Source organism: Halorhodospira sp. 9628, assembly GCF_022228075.1.
GTDB classification, from domain to species: Bacteria; Pseudomonadota; Gammaproteobacteria; order Nitrococcales; family Halorhodospiraceae; genus Halorhodospira; species Halorhodospira halophila_A.
Genome location: NZ_JAJNRF010000004.1, coordinates 194,078 through 209,852, shown reverse-complemented (window position 1 = coordinate 209,852; position 15,775 = coordinate 194,078). Strand labels below are relative to the sequence as shown.

Sequence of the window (15,775 nt, the reverse complement as noted above, 5' to 3'; positions counted from 1 at the left end):
GCCTTCCCCCCACCCCCCCCCCCCCCCCCCCCCCCCCGGGGCCGCCCCCCCCCCCCCCCCCACGGCTGCACCTGGGCCATTACCACGGCGTGCTCAAGAACTGGGTGCGCCTGCAGAACGAGTACGAGTGTTTCTTCTTCGTGGCCGACTGGCACGCCCTGACCACCCACTACGAGAGCCCCTGGGTGGTCGGGGACAATGTCTGGGACATGGTGATCGATTGGCTGGCCTGCGGCGTCAACCCCAAGCTGGCGCGGCTGTTCATCCAGTCCCGGGTGCCCGAGCACGCTGAGCTCCACCTGCTGCTGTCGATGATGACCCCCCTCGGCTGGCTCGAGCGGGTGCCCACGTTCCGCGACCAGCAGGAGCAGCTGAGCGACCGGGACCTGTCCACCTACGGCTTCCTCGGGTATCCGCTGCTGCAGTCGGCGGACGTGCTCATCTACAAGGCCACCGAGGTGCCGGTAGGCGAGGACCAGGTGGCCCACCTGGAACTTACCCGCGAGGTGGCCCGCCGCTTCAACCACCTCTACGGCGTCGAGCCGGATTTCGAGCAGAAGGCCCAGGAGGCGGCGCGCAAGATGGGCAAGAAGAATGCGCGCCTCTACCACGACCTGCGCCGTCGCTATCAGCAGGAGGGTGACCGCGAGGCCCTGGAGGTGGCGCACGCCCTGCTGGAGGGGCAGCCGAACATCACCGTCGCCGACCGCGAGCGGCTCTTCGGCTATCTCGACGGCACCACCCGGGAACTGTTGCCCGAGCCCGAGGTGCTGTTGACGCCGACCGCGAAGATGCCCGGCCTCGATGGCCGCAAGATGTCCAAGTCCTACGACAACACCATCGGCCTGCGCGAGCCCACCGACGACGTCGTCCGCAAGCTGCGCACCATGCCGACGGACCCGGCGCGGGTGCGTCGTAACGACCCCGGCGATCCGCAGAAGTGCCCGGTGTGGGACTTCCATCAGGTCTACTCCGACGAGTCGACCCGCGCGTGGGTCCAAGAGGGGTGCACCACCGCCGGGATCGGTTGCCTGGAGTGCAAGCGCTGCATCATCGACGCCGTTGAGGCCGAGCTGTCGCCGATCCGCGAGCGGGCCCGACAGTACGAGGAAGATCCGGAGCATGTGCGCTCGATCATCGTTGACGGCTGTGAGCAGGCCCGCGAGGAGGCCCGCGAGACCCTTGGCGAGGTGCGCAGCGCCATGGGCCTGGAGTACCGGTGACGGAGACCGCCGCCGGGCAGGCGTCCGCTGACGAGCCGGCGGGCGGCGGTGAGCCGGTGGCCCGCGTCGGTGACGAGGCGCTGCGACGGCTGCCGGACGATCTCTACATCCCCCCGGACGCGCTCGAGGTCTTCCTCGAGGCGTTCGAGGGGCCGCTGGATCTGCTGCTCTACCTGATCCGGCGGCAGAATCTCGACATCCTCGACATCCCCATCGCCGAGATCACCCGGCAGTACATGGAGTACGTCGAGCTCATGCGCGAGATGCGTCTGGAGCTGGCCGCCGAGTACCTGGTGATGGCCGCCATGCTCGCCGAGATCAAGTCGCGCATGCTGCTGCCGCGGCCCGCGGCGGCCGACGACGAGGAGGACGAGGACCACGATCCGCGGGCCGAACTGATCCGCCGGCTGCAGGAGTACGAGCGTTTCAAGAAGGTGGCCGAGCAGATCGACGAACTCCCCCGCGTGGGGCGGGATATCTTCCCGGCCGCCGCCGACGCACCGGAGTGCCGGCCCCGGGCGCAGGCACCGGAAGTCAGCCTGCGCGAGCTGCTGCTGGCCCTTTCAGAGGTCATGCGCCGGGCGCAGCTGAATGAGAGCCACCACGTCGAGCGCGAGACGATCAGCATCCGCGAGCGGATGAGCGAGACCCTGAGCGGGCTCAGCGAGGAGCGTTACACGCCCTTCCAGGAGCTGTTCCGGGTGGAGGAGGGGCGGACCGGGGTCGTGGTGACCTTCCTGGCGCTGCTCGAGCTGGTGCGCGAGTCCATGGTGGAGCTGGTCCAGGCCGACGCCTTTGCCCCGATCTACATCCGCGCACGATGAATATGCCACCACTCAAGCACATCATCGAGGCGGCGCTGCTGGCCGCCGGCGAGGCGCTGACCTTCGAACGCATCCAGGGCCTGTTCGATGCCGACCGGGCGCCGAGCCGCGACGACATCCGCCGGGCCGTGGCCGAGCTGTCGGCGGACTACCAGGGGCGCGGGATCGAGATCCGCGAGGTGGCCGGCGGCTACCGCATCCAGGTCGGTGCCGACATGGCCCCGTGGGTCTCGCGGCTCTGGGAGGAGAAGCCGGCACGCTATTCGCGGGCCGTCCTCGAGACGCTGGCCCTGATTGCCTACCGGCAGCCGATCACCCGCGGGGAGATCGAGCAGGTGCGCGGGGTCAGCGTCAGTACTTCGATCATCCGCACGCTCGAGGAGCGTGGCTGGATCCGCGTGGTGGGCCGGCGCGACGTGCCGGGGCGCCCGGCGATGTACGCCACCACCCGCGGGTTTCTTGAGCACTTCAACCTGCGCGGGCTGGATCAGCTGCCGGATCTGGCCACGCTGCAGGATCCGGATCAGGCGCATCTGGAGCTGGATCTGCGCCTGCCCGACGAGGCCGAGGGCGATCCGGCAACCAGCGACGACGAACAGGGGGCGACCCGTGACGAGTGACGGTGGGAATCAGCCTGCGGGCGAGAAACTGCAGAAGGTGCTGGCGCGCGCCGGGCTGGGCTCGCGCCGCGAGATGGAGGCGGCCATCCAGGCCGGGCGCGTGCGCATCGAGGGACGCGTGGCGAAGCTGGGCGATCGCGCGCAGCCCCGTGACCACGTGGAGCTGGACGGGCAGACGGTGCAGCGGGTCCATCGCGAGCCGCCGCGGCGGGTGCTGCTCTATAACAAGCCCGAGGGCGAAGTGACCACCCGCTCCGACCCCGAGGGCCGATCAACAGTCTTCGAGCGGCTGCCGCGCACGCCCGGGCGGTGGATCGCCGTCGGGCGGCTGGATATCAACAGCCAGGGGCTGTTGCTGTTCACCAACGATGGCGAACTCGCCAACGCCCTGATGCATCCCTCCACGGGGGTTGAGCGGGAGTACGCCTGCCGGATCCACGGCGAGGTGACCGAGGAGATGGTCCACCGCTTGGTGGGTGGGGTCGAACTCGAGGACGGCCCCGCCCACTTCGAGGTGGTGGAGTCGGCCATGCCGGTGGACGAGCCGCAGGAGGGCGCTAACGCGTGGTTCCACGTTATCGTCACCGAGGGGCGCCGCCGCGAGGTCCGCCGGCTCTGGGAGTCCCAAGGGGTGACGGTCAGCCGTCTGATCCGCGTGCGCTACGGGCCCGTGGTGATGCCCCGGGATCTGCGCCGCGGCCAGCTGCGCGAGCTGGACGAGGCCGGCAAGCGCGAACTCTACGAGCACGTGGGCCTGACCCCGCCGGAGCCGGTCAGGCGGACGGCGCCCCAGCGCCGCCGGCGGCGTGGGCGCAAGCGGCGCTGAGCGGGCAGTCGGCACAGCGCGGCGTGGGGCGGCAGGTGTCCTTGCCCAGCGCCACGATCTGGGCATGCAGCTCGTTGAAGGCTGCGGTGTCCGGCCCCAGCGCCGCCTCGACACCCGCCCGTAGCCGTTCGTAGCCCTCGTCGCCCTGAATCCAGCCCAGGCGCTGGAGGATGCGCCGGGTGTAGGCGTCGATGACGAACACCGGGCGGTGGAAGGCGTAGAGCAGGATGTCGTCGGCGGTCTCGCGGCCGACGCCGTTGACCGCCAGCAGCTTCTCGCGCAGCGCCTCGGTGCGCCGTAGCTGCATGCCCTCCATGCAGCCCTCCTGCAGGTAGGCGATGCACAGGTTGCGCAGCCGGCGGGTCTTGACGTTGAAGTAGCCTGCCGGCCGGATCGCCTCGGCCACCTCGTCGCCCTCGGCCTCGATCAGGGCCACGGGATCGAGCAGCCCCGCGCCACGGAGCTGCTCCATGGCGCGCTCGACATTGCTCCAGGCGGTGTTCTGGGTCAGCACGGCCCCGACCAGTACCTCGAAGGCGGTTTCTGCCGGCCACCAGTGCTGTTCACCGTGGTGGGCGACCAGCTGCTCAAGCAGCCAGCGTAGCCGCTCACCGGTCAGGCCGGGGTGGGGGCGCGGCGAGGGCGCGCTCACGCCGGTGCCGGCTCGACGCTCAGCGCCTGACCGTGGTGGCTGCGCCCGTCGGGCCCGAGCAGGCGCAGGAAGGCGCCGGCCACCTGCTGCGGCTGGGTCAGGTCGAGGGGGTTCTCGAAGGGGAACTCCTTCTGCCTCAGCCCGGTGGCGACAATGCCCGGGTCGAGGGTGTTGACGCAGACGCTCGTCGTCTCGGCCAGCTCCGCGGCGAGCACCCGCATCAGGCCCTCGAGCCCGGCATTGGAGACGGCGTAGGCGCCTCCGTAGGCTTTGTGGCCATTCCGGCCGCTGGCATCGCTGGTGAACACGATGCTGCCCCGGTCGGACTCGCGCAGCAGCGGCAGGCACGCTTGAGTGAGCATGAAGGCGGCGTTGAGGTTGACCTGGAGGGTCTTGTACCACGTCTCCATGTCGTAGAGTTCGACGGGCGCCGGTTTGCCCATGGTGGCCGCGGCGTGGAGCAGGCCATCGAGGCGGCCGAGGCCCTCGCGGATACGCTGCGCGACCTCGGGGAAGTTGTCGAAGGTGGCGCCCTCGAGGTTCATGGGGTAGATCGCCGGTTCTGGGTGGTTGTCCTCGACGATGCGGTCGTAGAGGCTCTCGAGCGCCTTGAGGTCCTTGTCGAGGATGACAACCGTGGCGCCGGCGGCGGCGAGCCGGCGGCAGACGGCGCTGCCGATACCGCCAGTGGCGCCGGTGACCAGGATGACGCGCCCGTCGAAGGCGTCTTCGGCGGGCTGGTAGTCGGCGGAGATCAACGCTTGTTCGGCCACGGTTATCCCCTGATGGTGGTGAACGACGGGAAACGCCGTACCTTACCCAGCGCTCCGGTGGCGAGCAAGGTAGGCCGGGCGGGGTTGCCTGTAGCCATTGCCTCGGGCGTATTCCCCGCCGTCGCTCCCTGTGTCGGGCCCCAGTGTAAGGCCCCCCGTCGCTCCCTGTTTCAGGCCCCCGGGCCGGATCGGCGGACGCGCCCCTGCGGGGTTCCCTGTGCTGCTCGCCCGCGCAGGGCCGCGCGCAAAGGAACGGCGCTGACGCGCCGTTCTGCGCTGCGCGCTGACCAGCGCGAACCAGGAAAGGTTCGCGCTGGCCCCCTGCTTGGGCTGCGCTGCTCGGCGCGTCCGCAAGGATCCGGCCCAGGGGCCTGAAACAGGGGCGACTGCCTGTGTCGACGGCGATACGAGCAAGCAACGCTTAGCCGCCGCCCCCCCTAACTCCTACACCCTTGCATGGGCAGCAGGTTGCGAAACCGGTAAAGTAGATGCAGCAAAATGACCTGTCGGCCACCACAGACCGCGAGAGCAGGCCCATGACCGATTCGCAGCAGCCATCGGCCCGCGACGAGCAACGCCTCTACGAAGCCATCACCCTCGCCATGTACATCCACCGCGATCAACGTCGGCGTTATACCGGCGAGCCGTACTGGAAGCACCTTGCGGAGGTGGCGGCCTTGACCCGGCTCGGTACGGAGGAGACCGACGCCCTGATCACGGCCTGGCTTCATGATGCTGTCGAGGACTCCGGCCTGGAGCCCGGCATGCTCTGCGCCCAGTTTGGAGAGCGTGTTCGCTCCGGGGTGATGTGGCTGACCTGCGCCGCGATCGAGGAGGGCGAGCCCCGCGACCAGCGCAAGGCCCGCGCCGTTAAGCAGTTGCGCCAGGCACCGGGCTGGGTGCAGACCATCAAGTGCGCCGATCTGGCCAGCAACCTTGCCTCCATTGCTGATCACGATCTGGCCTTTGCGCGTCATTACGTCCCGGAGTGCCGGGCTCTCTATGAGTCCCTTGGCCAAGCCAGTCCGCCGGTGCGGATGCTTGCCGCCAAGGAGTTGGTGGCTGCCGAGGCGAAGTGCTTCGCAGTGGAGACGGACCCCCGGGGCACGCCTGCCTGAGGAGGGGCGCCGCTGCCTGGGAGGGCTCGATGGACCTCCCCTGTTTCAGGCCCCCGGGCCGGATCCTTGCGGACGCGCCGAGCAGCGCAGCCCAAGCAGGGGGCCAGCGCGAACCTTTCCTGGTTCGCGTTGGTCAGCGCGCAGCGCAGAACGGCGCGCCAGCGCCGTTCCTTTGCGCGCGGCCCTGCGCGGGCGAGCAGCACAGGGAACCCCGCAGGGGCGCGTCCGCCGATCCGGCCCGGGGGCCTGACACAGGGAGCGACGGGGGGCTGAAACAGGGGGCGACGGCGGGGGGGGCGCCTTAGGCTACAGCCGCCCCCGCCAGGCGACCCACACCTTGCGCAGCGGCGTCAGCGTCAGCCGGCCGCGGATCAGCTCCGCCGGCCCGCGGCGACGGATCTCCAGGAGCAGGGCCTGATGCAGCGCGGCGTACGCCGTCACCGGGCGTAGCGCACGCGCCGCGGCGCGGTCCGTCGGCGCCCGCCGGCCCGCGGCCGAGAACAGCGGCTCGATGGCCCCGGCCTGGGCGTCCAGCGCCCGGAGCAGCGAGGGCAGGGCCGTCCCATCGGCTTGGAGCAGTGCTCCCTCCGCCGGCACTCCGGCCCCGCGCAGGGTCTCCCGGGGTAGGTCGCTGTCGCCGTAACGGGCGGCCAGCCCCTGCAGACGCAGGCTGCGGGTCAATGCGATGGCGCTGCCCAGTGCCGTCGCGTACCCGGTGGCCGAGTCGTCGCCGACCAGAACCCGGGCGGCCAGGCGTAGCGGGGCCGCGGCGTGGCGCTCGGTCAGCTCGCGCTGCTCGGCGAAGGTGTCGGGCCGGTCGCCGTCCAGGGTGCGGTCGGCCTCATCGAGCACGGCGCGCAGCTCCGCGCCCGGCAGCTGGTCATCGTGGACCGCTGCGGCCAGGGGGGCGGCCAGTGGGTGCTCGCCGCCCCCTTCGAGGATCCGCGCCAGCTCGGTGCGCCACCAATGCAGCTTGGCCCGGGCCACGTCGGGCTCCTGAGTGCTCAGCGGGATGCGCCGGATCTCACTGGTGAACGCCGCAATCGCCTGCAGCGGCCGGCGCTGCTGCTCCGGTGCCAGGCGCAGGGCGTAGTCTAGGCTGGAGCCCGGCGGGGCCGTCCGGGCCAACAGGTCGTCGGGGATGGCGGGTGCGGGCATGGCGCGGTTTCAGACAGCGGAGCGGTCGAGTCTGGCGCCTGCTTCGGGCTCAAGCCAACCCAGCAGCTCCGCGGGTTGGCGGATCAGCCCGTGGGCGCCCCACAGGGCCGGGCGGTCGCCGGCGTGCAGATAGCCGAATAGGGCCACCAGCCCGCGGGCGCCGGCGGCCACCGCCGCGTCGATATCCCGGCGGGCATCGCCCAGGCTCCAGCACGCCTCGGGGGCGCAGCCCAGCGTGGCGGCGGCGTGCCGGATCGGGTCGGGGTGGGGCTTGGCCCGGTCCAGCGTGTCGCCGCAGACCACCGCCCCGGCGCGCGTGTCCAGTGCCAGGCGCTCGAGCAGCGGTTCGGTGAGGTGCGTCGGTTTGTTGGTCACGATACCCCAGGGGATGTCCTGCCCCTCGAGGGTGTCGAGCACCGCGGCCATGCCCGGGAAGAGCCGGCTCTCATCGGCGATGCGGGCCCGGTAGCGCCGGACCAGCTCCTGCTCGAGGGCCACCGCGTGCGGGTCGCTTGGGGGTACCGAGAAGGCGTGGCTGACCATGATCCGTGCGCCGTGGGAGACCGTGGTCTGCAGCGCACCCGTCGGCGCCGGCGGCCGCCCCGCCTCGGCGAGCAGCTCCTGGACGCAGGCGATCAGATCCGGTGCCGTGTCGACCAGGGTTCCGTCGAGATCGAAGAGGACGCCGCGCCGCGTGTTCATCAATGCTTGCGCAGGTGGGCGAAGTAGTTCACCGAGGTGTCCTGCTTCAGCCACGCCGTGCGGGTGAATGGGTTGTAGCCCAGCCCCGTGACCTCCTGGAGTACCAGCCCTTGGGGGCGCCCCCAGCGGGTCAGCTCCGAGGGGCGCACGAAGCGCTCATGCTGGTGCGTGCCCCGGGGCAGCAGACCGAGGATGTATTCGGCGCCGACGATGGCCAGGGCGTAGGCACGCAGGGTGCGGTTGATGGTCGAGAAGCAGGCATCGCCGCCGTCGCGCAGTAGCGTGGCGATGGCGGCCACCACCGACTCCGGGCGCGGGGTGTGTTCGATCATCTCCATGCAGACCACGGCGTCGAAGGGTTCGACCTCCCCGCGCTGCGCCTCCTCGGCCAGTTCTTCCACCGTGCACTGGCGGTAGTCGACGCCGGTGATCTCCGCCTCCAGCGCGTGCAGCTTGGCGGTCTGCAGTGCCTGGCGGGCTGTGTCGATGCCGAGTACCTGGGCGCCGCGGCGCGCCATGGCCTCGGCCAGCAGGCCGCCGCCGGCGCCGACATCGAGGATGCGCTTGCCGGCCAGCCCGTCGAGCCGTGCCTCCAGCCACTCCAGGCGCACCGGGTTGATGTCGTGCAGGGCCCGCTGGCTGCCGTCCGGCTCCCACCAGTCGCCGGTGGCATCGAACTGCGCTGTTTCGCGGGTGTCCTCGTTGCGCTCGCTGCCCGGGTCGGCCTGGTTCATGGGCTGCCCTCCGTTACCGTTGGCCCTCACTGAGCCCGCTCCGCTGCGATCCGTTCCCGCCACTGCTCGGCCCGGGCAATGGTCTCGGCCGGGTCCAGCGTGGTCAGCTGCCCGTCGCGCACGCGGGGCTCGCCGGCCACCCAGACGTCGGTGACGTGCTGGCGGTTGGCGGCGTAGACCAGCTGCGAGAGGGGGTTGTAGATCGGGTGCTGGTTGAGATCGGCCAGCGAGATGGCGGTCAGGTCCGCCGACTTGCCGGGTTCGATGGAGCCGATCTCCTCCTCCAGGCCGAAGGCGCGCGCGGCGTTGATGGTCACCATGGCCAGCGCCTGCTCGGCGGGCAGGGCGGCGGCATCGCCGGAGACCGCCTTGGCCAGCAGGGCGGCGGTGCGCATCTCGCCGATGAGGTCGAGGTCGTTGTTGCTGGCCACACCGTCGGTGCCCAGGGCGACGTTGACACCGGCGCGGGTCAGTGCGGCTGCCGGGCAGAAGCCGCTGGCCAGTTTCAGGTTGGCCTCCGGGCAGTGCAGCACGTGCGCGCCGGCGGCGGCCAGGCGTTCGATCTCGGTCTGCTCGAGCTGTGTGGCGTGCACGGCGAGCAGCCGCGGTGAGACCAGGCCGACCTCCTCGAGGCGCTGCAGGGGGCGCTTGCCGGTTTCGCGCAGGCTCTGCTGGACCTCGTCCGCGGTCTCCTGGACGTGGATGTGTACGGGAACGTCCAGGCGCTCGGCGTGCTCGCCGATCCGCCCCAGGAACCCGTCATCCACGGTGTAGGGCGAGTGGGGCGCGAACAGGGTGCGCACCAGCGGCTCGTCGCGGAAACGCTCGTGCAGCGCCAGGCCCTTTTCCAGGTACTCGTCCAGGCTCTGCGCGTAGCCGCTGGGTACGCCGATGACGATCATCCCGAGCTGGGCACGCATGCCCACCTGACGGGCGGCCTCGCCGGTCACCTCGGGGTAGAAGTACATGTCGTTAAAGCAGGTCACCCCGCCGCGGAGCATCTCGCCCATCGCCAGGGTGCTGCCGTCGCGCACGAAGGCCTCGCTGACCCAGCGCTGCTCGGCCGGCCAGATGTGCTCGGTGAGCCAGGTCATCAACGGCAGGTCGTCGGCCATGCCGCGCAGCAGGGTCATCGCGGTGTGCGTATGGGCGTTGATCAGCCCGGGGATGAGGACGTGCTCGCCGAGATCGTGCTGGGTATCCGCCCGGTAGCTCCCGCGCAGCTCGTCGTTGCCGGCGACGGCTACGATACGTCCGTCGCGGATGGCGACCCCGTGGTCCTCGAGCACGCTGCCGCTCGGCTCGACCGGGATGACCCAGCGGGCGTGGATCAGAGTGTCGACACGTTCCATAATACGCTCCGTTTTTACTGCAGCGAGGGTACCACGACTTGAATACCGCCTCCCACGACACGGTCCGGGCGCTGGAGTGGCGCGACGAGGGGCTCTATCTGCTCGATCAGCGTCTGCTGCCCGGTCAGGAACAGTACGTCTGCTGCACCGACGCTGCGGCCGTCGCCCAGGCGATCACCGACATGGTGGTGCGTGGCGCGCCGGCGATCGGGGTGGCCGCCGGCTATGGTGCGGCCCTGGCCGGTGCTGCGGCTTGGCGAACCCACGGCGCCGGGTGGCAGGCTGGTATGGCCGAGGATCTGGATGCCCTGCGCCGCTCGCGGCCGACGGCCGTCAACCTCGCCTGGGCCCTGGCGCGCATGGAGACCTGCGCCTCGCGGCTGTCGGAGGACGAGGATCCGGCGTCGGCCCTGCTTGCCGAGGCCCACGCCATCCACGCCGAGGATGTTGCAGCCAACCAGCGCATGGGCCGCTCCGGCGCCGGGCTGATCCAGCCGGGCAGCGGGGTGCTGACTCACTGCAACACGGGTTCGCTGGCCACCGGCGGTCTGGGCACGGCGCTGGGCGTGATCCGCACCGCCTGGGCGGATGGCCGAATCGAGCGCGTCTTCGCCGACGAGACCCGGCCGTGGCTGCAGGGGGCTCGGTTGACCGCCTGGGAGTTGGCCGCCGACGGCATCCCGGTGGAGCTGCTGGCCGACGGCGCCGCGGCTGCCCTGATGCGCACCGGACAGGTGCACTGGGCGATCGTCGGTGCCGATCGCATTGCAGCCAACGGGGACGTGGCCAACAAGATCGGCACCTACGCCGTGGCCCTGGCGGCGCGCCAGCACGGGGTGCGATTCATGGTGGTGGCTCCCACCTCGACCATCGATCCGGAGACGGCCACCGGTGAGCAGATCCCCATCGAGACGCGGGACGCCCGGGAGGTCCTGTACGCCGGCGGCCAGCGGGTCGCGCCGAAGGCCGAGGGGGTCGGCGCCTGGAATCCGGTCTTCGATGTCACGCCGGCGGAGCTGGTGGATGTCATCGTCACCGAGCGCGGTGTGGTCCATCAGCCGGACGCCGACGGCATGGCCCGCCTGCTCGAGGGCGCTGGCTGAGTCGTCGAAGCGGCCCTGCGCGGTAGTCGGGGCAATTCGGGCGCATTCCGAACGCGCCGAGCAGCGCAGCCCAAGCAGGGGGCCAGCGCGAACCTTTCCCGGTTCGCGCTGGTCAGCGCTCAGCGCAGAACGGCGCGTCAGCGCCGTTCCTTTGAGCGCGGCCCTGCGCGGGCGAGCAGCACAGGGAACCCCGCAGGGGCGCGTTCGGCGAGCCCGAATTGCCCCGACTACCGCGCGGGCTACTTCGGCGGCGGGCCGCTGTGGCAGGCCCCGTCAGCCCTTTTGCCCGATGCGCATGCCCACCTTGGCGATGCGCCCATCCTGGATCTCCCGGATGGTGAACTGCAGGTTGTCGATCCGCACCCGGTCACCGACCACCGCCCGGTTGTTGAAGATCCACAGCAGATAGTCGCTCAGCGACTGCTCCGGCCGGGCACCGCTGGGCATGGAGATGCCGTAGGCGGTGGCGATGTCCCCCAGCCGCGCCGAGCCGTCCAGCGTGAACTCGCCGAAGAAGCGCTGCTCCGCCAGGTAGGCCGGCCCGCTGGGAGCAACGAACAGGCGGTCCAGATCCGCGATGTCCCGGGGCAGGGCCAGCAGGTACAGATAGTCCCGCGGGCGCAGCACCTCGCGCCTTGGGTGTTGCAGCGCCTCGCCCTCGCGGAACAGCGCCACCGGCTGGGCCGATGACGGCAGGTTGAGCCGGTTGATCGGCTCGTAGAGCGCCGGCGAACTCTCGGTGATCCGGTAGGCGATGAACGCGTAGTCGGTCTGGTGCGGGACGTCGATCACCTGACGCTGGGTGGCGCCACTGTCCGGCGGCACCTCAAGGCCGAGCAGCCGCGCCGCCGGCGCGATGGTCCAGCCCTGAACCACCAGCGAGACCAGCACCACGAAGAAGGCCACGTTGAAGAACAGCTCCGCCTGCTCAATCCCGGCCAGCAGCGGGAAGAGCCCGAGGATGATGGGCACCGCGCCGCGCAGGCCCACCCACGAGATGAACAGTTGCTCGCGCCAGGGGAACCGGAAGGGGGCCAGGCAGGCGAAGACCGCCAGGGGGCGGGCGACCAGGATCAGCACCGCGGCGGCGAGCAGGCCCTGGGCGGCAACGGGTAGCAGCTCCGAGGGCGTGACCAGCAGCCCGAGCACCACGAACATGGTGATCTGCGCCAGCCAGGCGAAACCGTCGTGGAAGCGGCGGATGTTCTGCGCCGCCTGCAGCCGCCGATTGCCGGCGATCAGCCCGGCCAGGTAGACGGCCAGGAAGCCGCTGCCGCCGAGGACCGCGGCCCCGCCGAAGATGGCCAGGCCGCCGCCGAGCGCCAGCAGGGGGTAGAGCCCGGGTGTCAGGTTGATGCGGTTGATCAGCCAGGCCAGGGTGAGGCCGCCGAGGGCGCCGAAGGCGGCGCCGAGGCCGAGCTGCTGGACGAACTCGAGCGCCGCGGCGGCGGCGAGCAGATCCGGCTGCTGGACGAGGATCTCGACCAGCATGATGGTCAGAAAGATCGCCATCGGATCGTTGGAGCCCGATTCGATCTCCAGCGTGGCGGCCACGCGCTGCTTGAGCTCCAGTCCGCGGGCGTGGAGCAGTCCGAAGACGGCCGCCGCGTCGGTGGAGCCGACGATGGCGCCGATCAGCAGGCCCTGTTTCCAGTCGAGGTCGAAGGCCCAGGCCAGCACCCCGCCGGTGATGCCGGCGGTGATGATCACGCCCACGGTGGCCAGGGTGAGCGCCGGTTTGAGGGCCACCCGGAAGGTGGAGGCCTGGGTGCGCAGGCCGCCGTCGAAGAGGATGATGGCCAGCGCCAGGCTGCCGATCAGATGGGCGGCCTGAATGTCGTCGAAGTCGATCCCGAACAGCCCCTCTTCACCGAGGAGCATGCCGATGGCCAGGAAGACCAGCAGCATCGGGGCGCCGACGCGGTCCGAGACCACGCTGGCGAGGATGCTCACCAGCAGCAGTGCGGCGCCGAACAGGATAAGTTGATTGGTCAGGTCCAAGCGGACGGCTCCCTGCGCTCCCGGTTGGGCGGCGGTATGGTACCATCGACCTTTTCCCCTGGAGAGTCTTGAGAAGAGCGCATGACCGGCGTTGCCCGCGAGATCCTCCCTGTAAACCTCGAAGACGAGATGCGGCAGTCGTACCTCGATTACGCCATGAGCGTAATCGTCGGGCGTGCCCTTCCCGATGTCCGCGACGGCCTCAAGCCCGTGCACCGGCGTGTCCTCTACGCCATGCGCGAACTGGGCAACGACTACAACAAGCCGTATAAGAAGTCGGCGCGTGTGGTCGGTGACGTCATCGGTAAGTACCACCCCCACGGTGATGCCGCGGTCTACGACACCATTGTGCGCCTGGCCCAGACCTTCAGCATGCGCTACCGGCTGGTGGACGGCCAGGGCAACTTCGGCTCCATCGACGGCGACTCGCCGGCAGCGATGCGCTACACCGAGGTGCGCATGGCGCGCCTGGCGCACGAGCTGCTCGCCGACATCGACAAGGAGACGGTGGACTTCGTCGACAACTACGACGGCTCCGAGCAAGAGCCCCACGTGCTGCCGACGCGTCTGCCCAACCTGCTCATCAACGGCGGCTCCGGCATCGCCGTGGGCATGGCCACCAACATCCCGCCGCACAACCTGCGCGAGGTGATCGACGCCTGCGTGGCCCTGGTCGACGACCCGGAGCTGCCCGTCGAGTCGCTCATCGAGTATGTTCCGGCCCCGGACCTACCCACCGGCGGCATCATCTTCGGTACCGCCGGCATCCATCAGGCCTTCCGCACCGGTCGCGGGCGCATGGTCCTGCGCGCCCGTGCCGAGGTCGAGGAGATGACCGCGGACCGCGAGCGCATCGTGGTCACCGAATTGCCCTATCAGGTCAACAAGGCGCGGCTGGTCGAGAAGATCGCCGAGCTGGTCAAGGAGCGCCGCCTCGAGGGCATCTCCGAGCTGCGCGATGAATCGGACAAGGAAGGCATCCGCATCGTCCTCGAGCTCAAGCGCGGCGAGGCCGGTGAGATCGTGCTCAACAACCTCTATCGCCACACGCAGATGCAGACGGTCTTCGGCATCAACATGGTGGCGCTGCACGAGGGCCAGCCGCGTACGCTCAACCTCCGGCAGGTGCTTGAAGCCTTCATCCGTCACCGCCGCGAGGTGGTCACCCGGCGCACCATCTACGAGCTGCGCAAGGCCCGCGAGCGCGCCCACGTGCTCGAGGGGCTGGCGGTCGCCCTGGCCAACATCGACGAGGTCATCGCGCTGATCAAGGGCTCTTCGGGGCCGGCGGAGGCCAAGGCCGAGCTGGTCGCCCGGGACTGGCGCCCCGGGGTGGTTACCGAGATGCTCGAGCGCGCCGGGGCCGCCGCCACGCGCCCGGAGGAGCTGGCCGATCACTTCGGTCTCGATGCCGACTCGGGCATCTACCGCCTCTCCGAGGCGCAGGCCCAGGCGATCCTCGACCTGCGCCTGCACCGCCTGACGGCCATGGAGCAGGACAAGATCGTCGAGGAGTACAGCAACCTCCTCGAGCGGATCGCCGAGCTGATCCACATCCTCGACAGCGGCGAGCGGCTGATGGAGGTCATCCGCGAGGAACTGGTGGCGATCCGGGATCAGTACGGCGACGAGCGCAAGACCGAGATCCGCGAGGATACCGCCGAGCTCTCGCTGGAGGATCTGATCAGCGAGGAGGACATGGTGGTCACGCTCTCGCACCACGGCTACGTCAAGGCGCAGCCGCTGGACGGCTACCGCGCGCAGCGCCGCGGCGGCCGGGGCAAGAGCGCCACCGCGATGAAGAACGAGGACTTCATCGACAAGCTGTTCATCGCCAACACCCACGACACGCTGCTGTGCTTCTCGAGCACCGGCAAGTGCTACTGGCGCAAGGTCTACGAGCTGCCGCAGGGCAGCCGCACCTCGCGCGGGCGGCCGATGGTCAACCTGTTGCCCCTTGAGGAGGATGAGCGCATCAACGCCGTCGTCCCCGTGCGCGAGTTCGACGAGAACCACTTCGTCTTCATGGCCACGCGCAACGGCACGGTCAAAAAGACGCCCCTGTCGCACTTCTCGCGGCCGCGCTCCAGCGGCATCATCGCCCTGGAGCTGCGCGGTGACGACACCCTGGTGGATGCCGAGATCACCAACGGCGATCGCGAGGTGATGCTGCTCTCCGACGCGGGCAAGGCGCTGCGCTTCCACGAGTCGGATGTTCGTGCCATGGGCCGGACCGCCGGCGGCGTGCGCGGCATCCGCCTGGAATCCGGCCAGCGGGTGATCGCGCTGCTGATCCTCGGCGAGGGGGATATCCTCACCGCCACCGAGCACGGCTACGGCAAGCGCACCCCGGTGGCCGACTACCCGCGGCGGGGCCGGGGCGGCATGGGCGTGATCTGCATCCGCACCACCGAGCGCAACGGCCGGGTGGTCGGTGCCGTGCAGGCCGCCGAGGACGACGAGATCATGCTGGTCAGCCGCAGCGGTACGCTGGTGCGCACCCCGGTGGCCGATGTCTCGCGGGTCGGGCGCAACACCCAGGGGGTGAAACTCATCAGCCTCGACGAGGATGAGCAGCTGGTCGGCCTCGAGCGGGTCGAGGGGCTGGCCGAGACGGAGGCGCCGGAGGCGCCCGAGGCCTAGGGAGTCGCGGGCCGCCGGGCGGCAGCGCCGCCCGGGGCCCCGGGAA

At 70.3% G+C, this 15,775-nt stretch carries 14 protein-coding genes; 7 read left to right on the top strand and 7 right to left on the bottom strand.

The window, feature by feature from the left end:
• Nucleotides 1–65 precede the first annotated feature (65 nt).
• From LRG10_RS06530 to rluB, 4 genes are read left to right on the top strand one after another with little or no spacing between them, the layout of a single operon-like run.
• Nucleotides 66–1,223 carry a tryptophan--tRNA ligase gene (locus LRG10_RS06530; protein ID WP_238637316.1) on the top strand — a complete coding sequence of 386 codons (1,158 nt, stop codon included), beginning with the start codon at nucleotides 66–68 and terminating at the stop codon, nucleotides 1,221–1,223.
• Nucleotides 1,220–2,047 carry a ScpA family protein gene (locus LRG10_RS06525; RefSeq protein WP_201168739.1) on the top strand — a complete coding sequence of 276 codons (828 nt, stop codon included), beginning with the start codon at nucleotides 1,220–1,222 and terminating at the stop codon, nucleotides 2,045–2,047. The genes LRG10_RS06530 and LRG10_RS06525 overlap by 4 nt, the downstream gene beginning before the upstream one ends.
• Nucleotides 2,048–2,049: 2 nt before the next feature.
• Nucleotides 2,050–2,667, top strand: a complete 618-nt coding sequence (gene scpB / locus LRG10_RS06520) for an SMC-Scp complex subunit ScpB (protein WP_370641544.1) — start codon at nucleotides 2,050–2,052, stop codon at nucleotides 2,665–2,667.
• Nucleotides 2,657–3,493, top strand: a complete 837-nt coding sequence (gene rluB / locus LRG10_RS06515) for a 23S rRNA pseudouridine(2605) synthase RluB (protein WP_201241374.1) — start codon at nucleotides 2,657–2,659, stop codon at nucleotides 3,491–3,493. The genes scpB and rluB overlap by 11 nt, the downstream gene beginning before the upstream one ends.
• Here the strand turns inward: rluB and LRG10_RS06510 are convergent.
• Together LRG10_RS06510 and LRG10_RS06505 are read right to left on the bottom strand one after the other, a co-directional pair.
• Nucleotides 3,441–4,145 (bottom strand): endonuclease, encoded by a 705-nt coding sequence (locus LRG10_RS06510; RefSeq protein WP_201168731.1) that lies wholly within the window; start codon nucleotides 4,143–4,145, stop codon nucleotides 3,441–3,443. The genes rluB and LRG10_RS06510 overlap by 53 nt on opposite strands.
• Nucleotides 4,142–4,918 carry an SDR family NAD(P)-dependent oxidoreductase gene (locus tag LRG10_RS06505; RefSeq protein WP_201168728.1) on the bottom strand — a complete coding sequence of 259 codons (777 nt, stop codon included), beginning with the start codon at nucleotides 4,916–4,918 and terminating at the stop codon, nucleotides 4,142–4,144. Before LRG10_RS06505 ends, LRG10_RS06510 begins: the two co-directional genes overlap by 4 nt.
• Nucleotides 4,919–5,454: 536 nt before the next feature.
• Here LRG10_RS06505 and LRG10_RS06500 point away from each other — a divergent pair.
• Complete coding sequence (locus tag LRG10_RS06500) at nucleotides 5,455–6,036, top strand: HD domain-containing protein (protein ID WP_201168725.1); 582 nt, start codon at nucleotides 5,455–5,457, stop codon at nucleotides 6,034–6,036.
• A 306-nt stretch (nucleotides 6,037–6,342) separates the two neighbouring features.
• Here LRG10_RS06500 and LRG10_RS06495 read toward each other — a convergent pair whose 3' ends face one another.
• Genes LRG10_RS06495 through LRG10_RS06480 form a run of 4 tightly spaced genes read right to left on the bottom strand, consistent with a single transcriptional unit; the run spans nucleotide 6,343 to nucleotide 9,982 of the window.
• Complete coding sequence (locus tag LRG10_RS06495; RefSeq protein ID WP_238634148.1) at nucleotides 6,343–7,194, bottom strand: squalene/phytoene synthase family protein; 852 nt, start codon at nucleotides 7,192–7,194, stop codon at nucleotides 6,343–6,345.
• Nucleotides 7,195–7,203: 9 nt separating this feature from the next.
• Entirely contained in the window at nucleotides 7,204–7,896 is a 693-nt protein-coding gene (locus LRG10_RS06490; RefSeq protein WP_201168684.1) for an HAD family hydrolase, read from the bottom strand.
• Complete coding sequence (ubiG, locus tag LRG10_RS06485; protein ID WP_201168681.1) at nucleotides 7,896–8,630, bottom strand: bifunctional 2-polyprenyl-6-hydroxyphenol methylase/3-demethylubiquinol 3-O-methyltransferase UbiG; 735 nt, start codon at nucleotides 8,628–8,630, stop codon at nucleotides 7,896–7,898. The genes LRG10_RS06490 and ubiG overlap by 1 nt, the downstream gene beginning before the upstream one ends.
• Nucleotides 8,631–8,656: 26 nt before the next feature.
• Entirely contained in the window at nucleotides 8,657–9,982 is a 1,326-nt protein-coding gene (locus LRG10_RS06480) for a TRZ/ATZ family hydrolase (protein ID WP_201168678.1), read from the bottom strand.
• Nucleotides 9,983–10,020: 38 nt separating this feature from the next.
• Between LRG10_RS06480 and mtnA the strand changes: the two genes are divergently transcribed.
• The gene (gene mtnA / locus LRG10_RS06475) at nucleotides 10,021–11,085 is read left to right on the top strand and encodes an S-methyl-5-thioribose-1-phosphate isomerase (protein WP_238634975.1); all 1,065 of its coding nucleotides are present in this window, start codon (nucleotides 10,021–10,023) and stop codon (nucleotides 11,083–11,085) included.
• A 273-nt stretch (nucleotides 11,086–11,358) separates the two neighbouring features.
• On the opposite strand, the gene LRG10_RS06470 is transcribed toward mtnA, so the two are convergent.
• Complete coding sequence (locus LRG10_RS06470; protein ID WP_238634974.1) at nucleotides 11,359–13,086, bottom strand: potassium/proton antiporter; 1,728 nt, start codon at nucleotides 13,084–13,086, stop codon at nucleotides 11,359–11,361.
• 81 nt (nucleotides 13,087–13,167) lie between these two features.
• Here LRG10_RS06470 and gyrA point away from each other — a divergent pair, with 81 nt between their 5' ends.
• Nucleotides 13,168–15,729: a DNA gyrase subunit A gene (gene gyrA, locus LRG10_RS06465; RefSeq protein ID WP_201168669.1), complete on the top strand. Its 2,562-nt coding sequence runs from the start codon at nucleotides 13,168–13,170 to the stop codon at nucleotides 15,727–15,729.
• Nucleotides 15,730–15,775 lie beyond the last annotated feature (46 nt).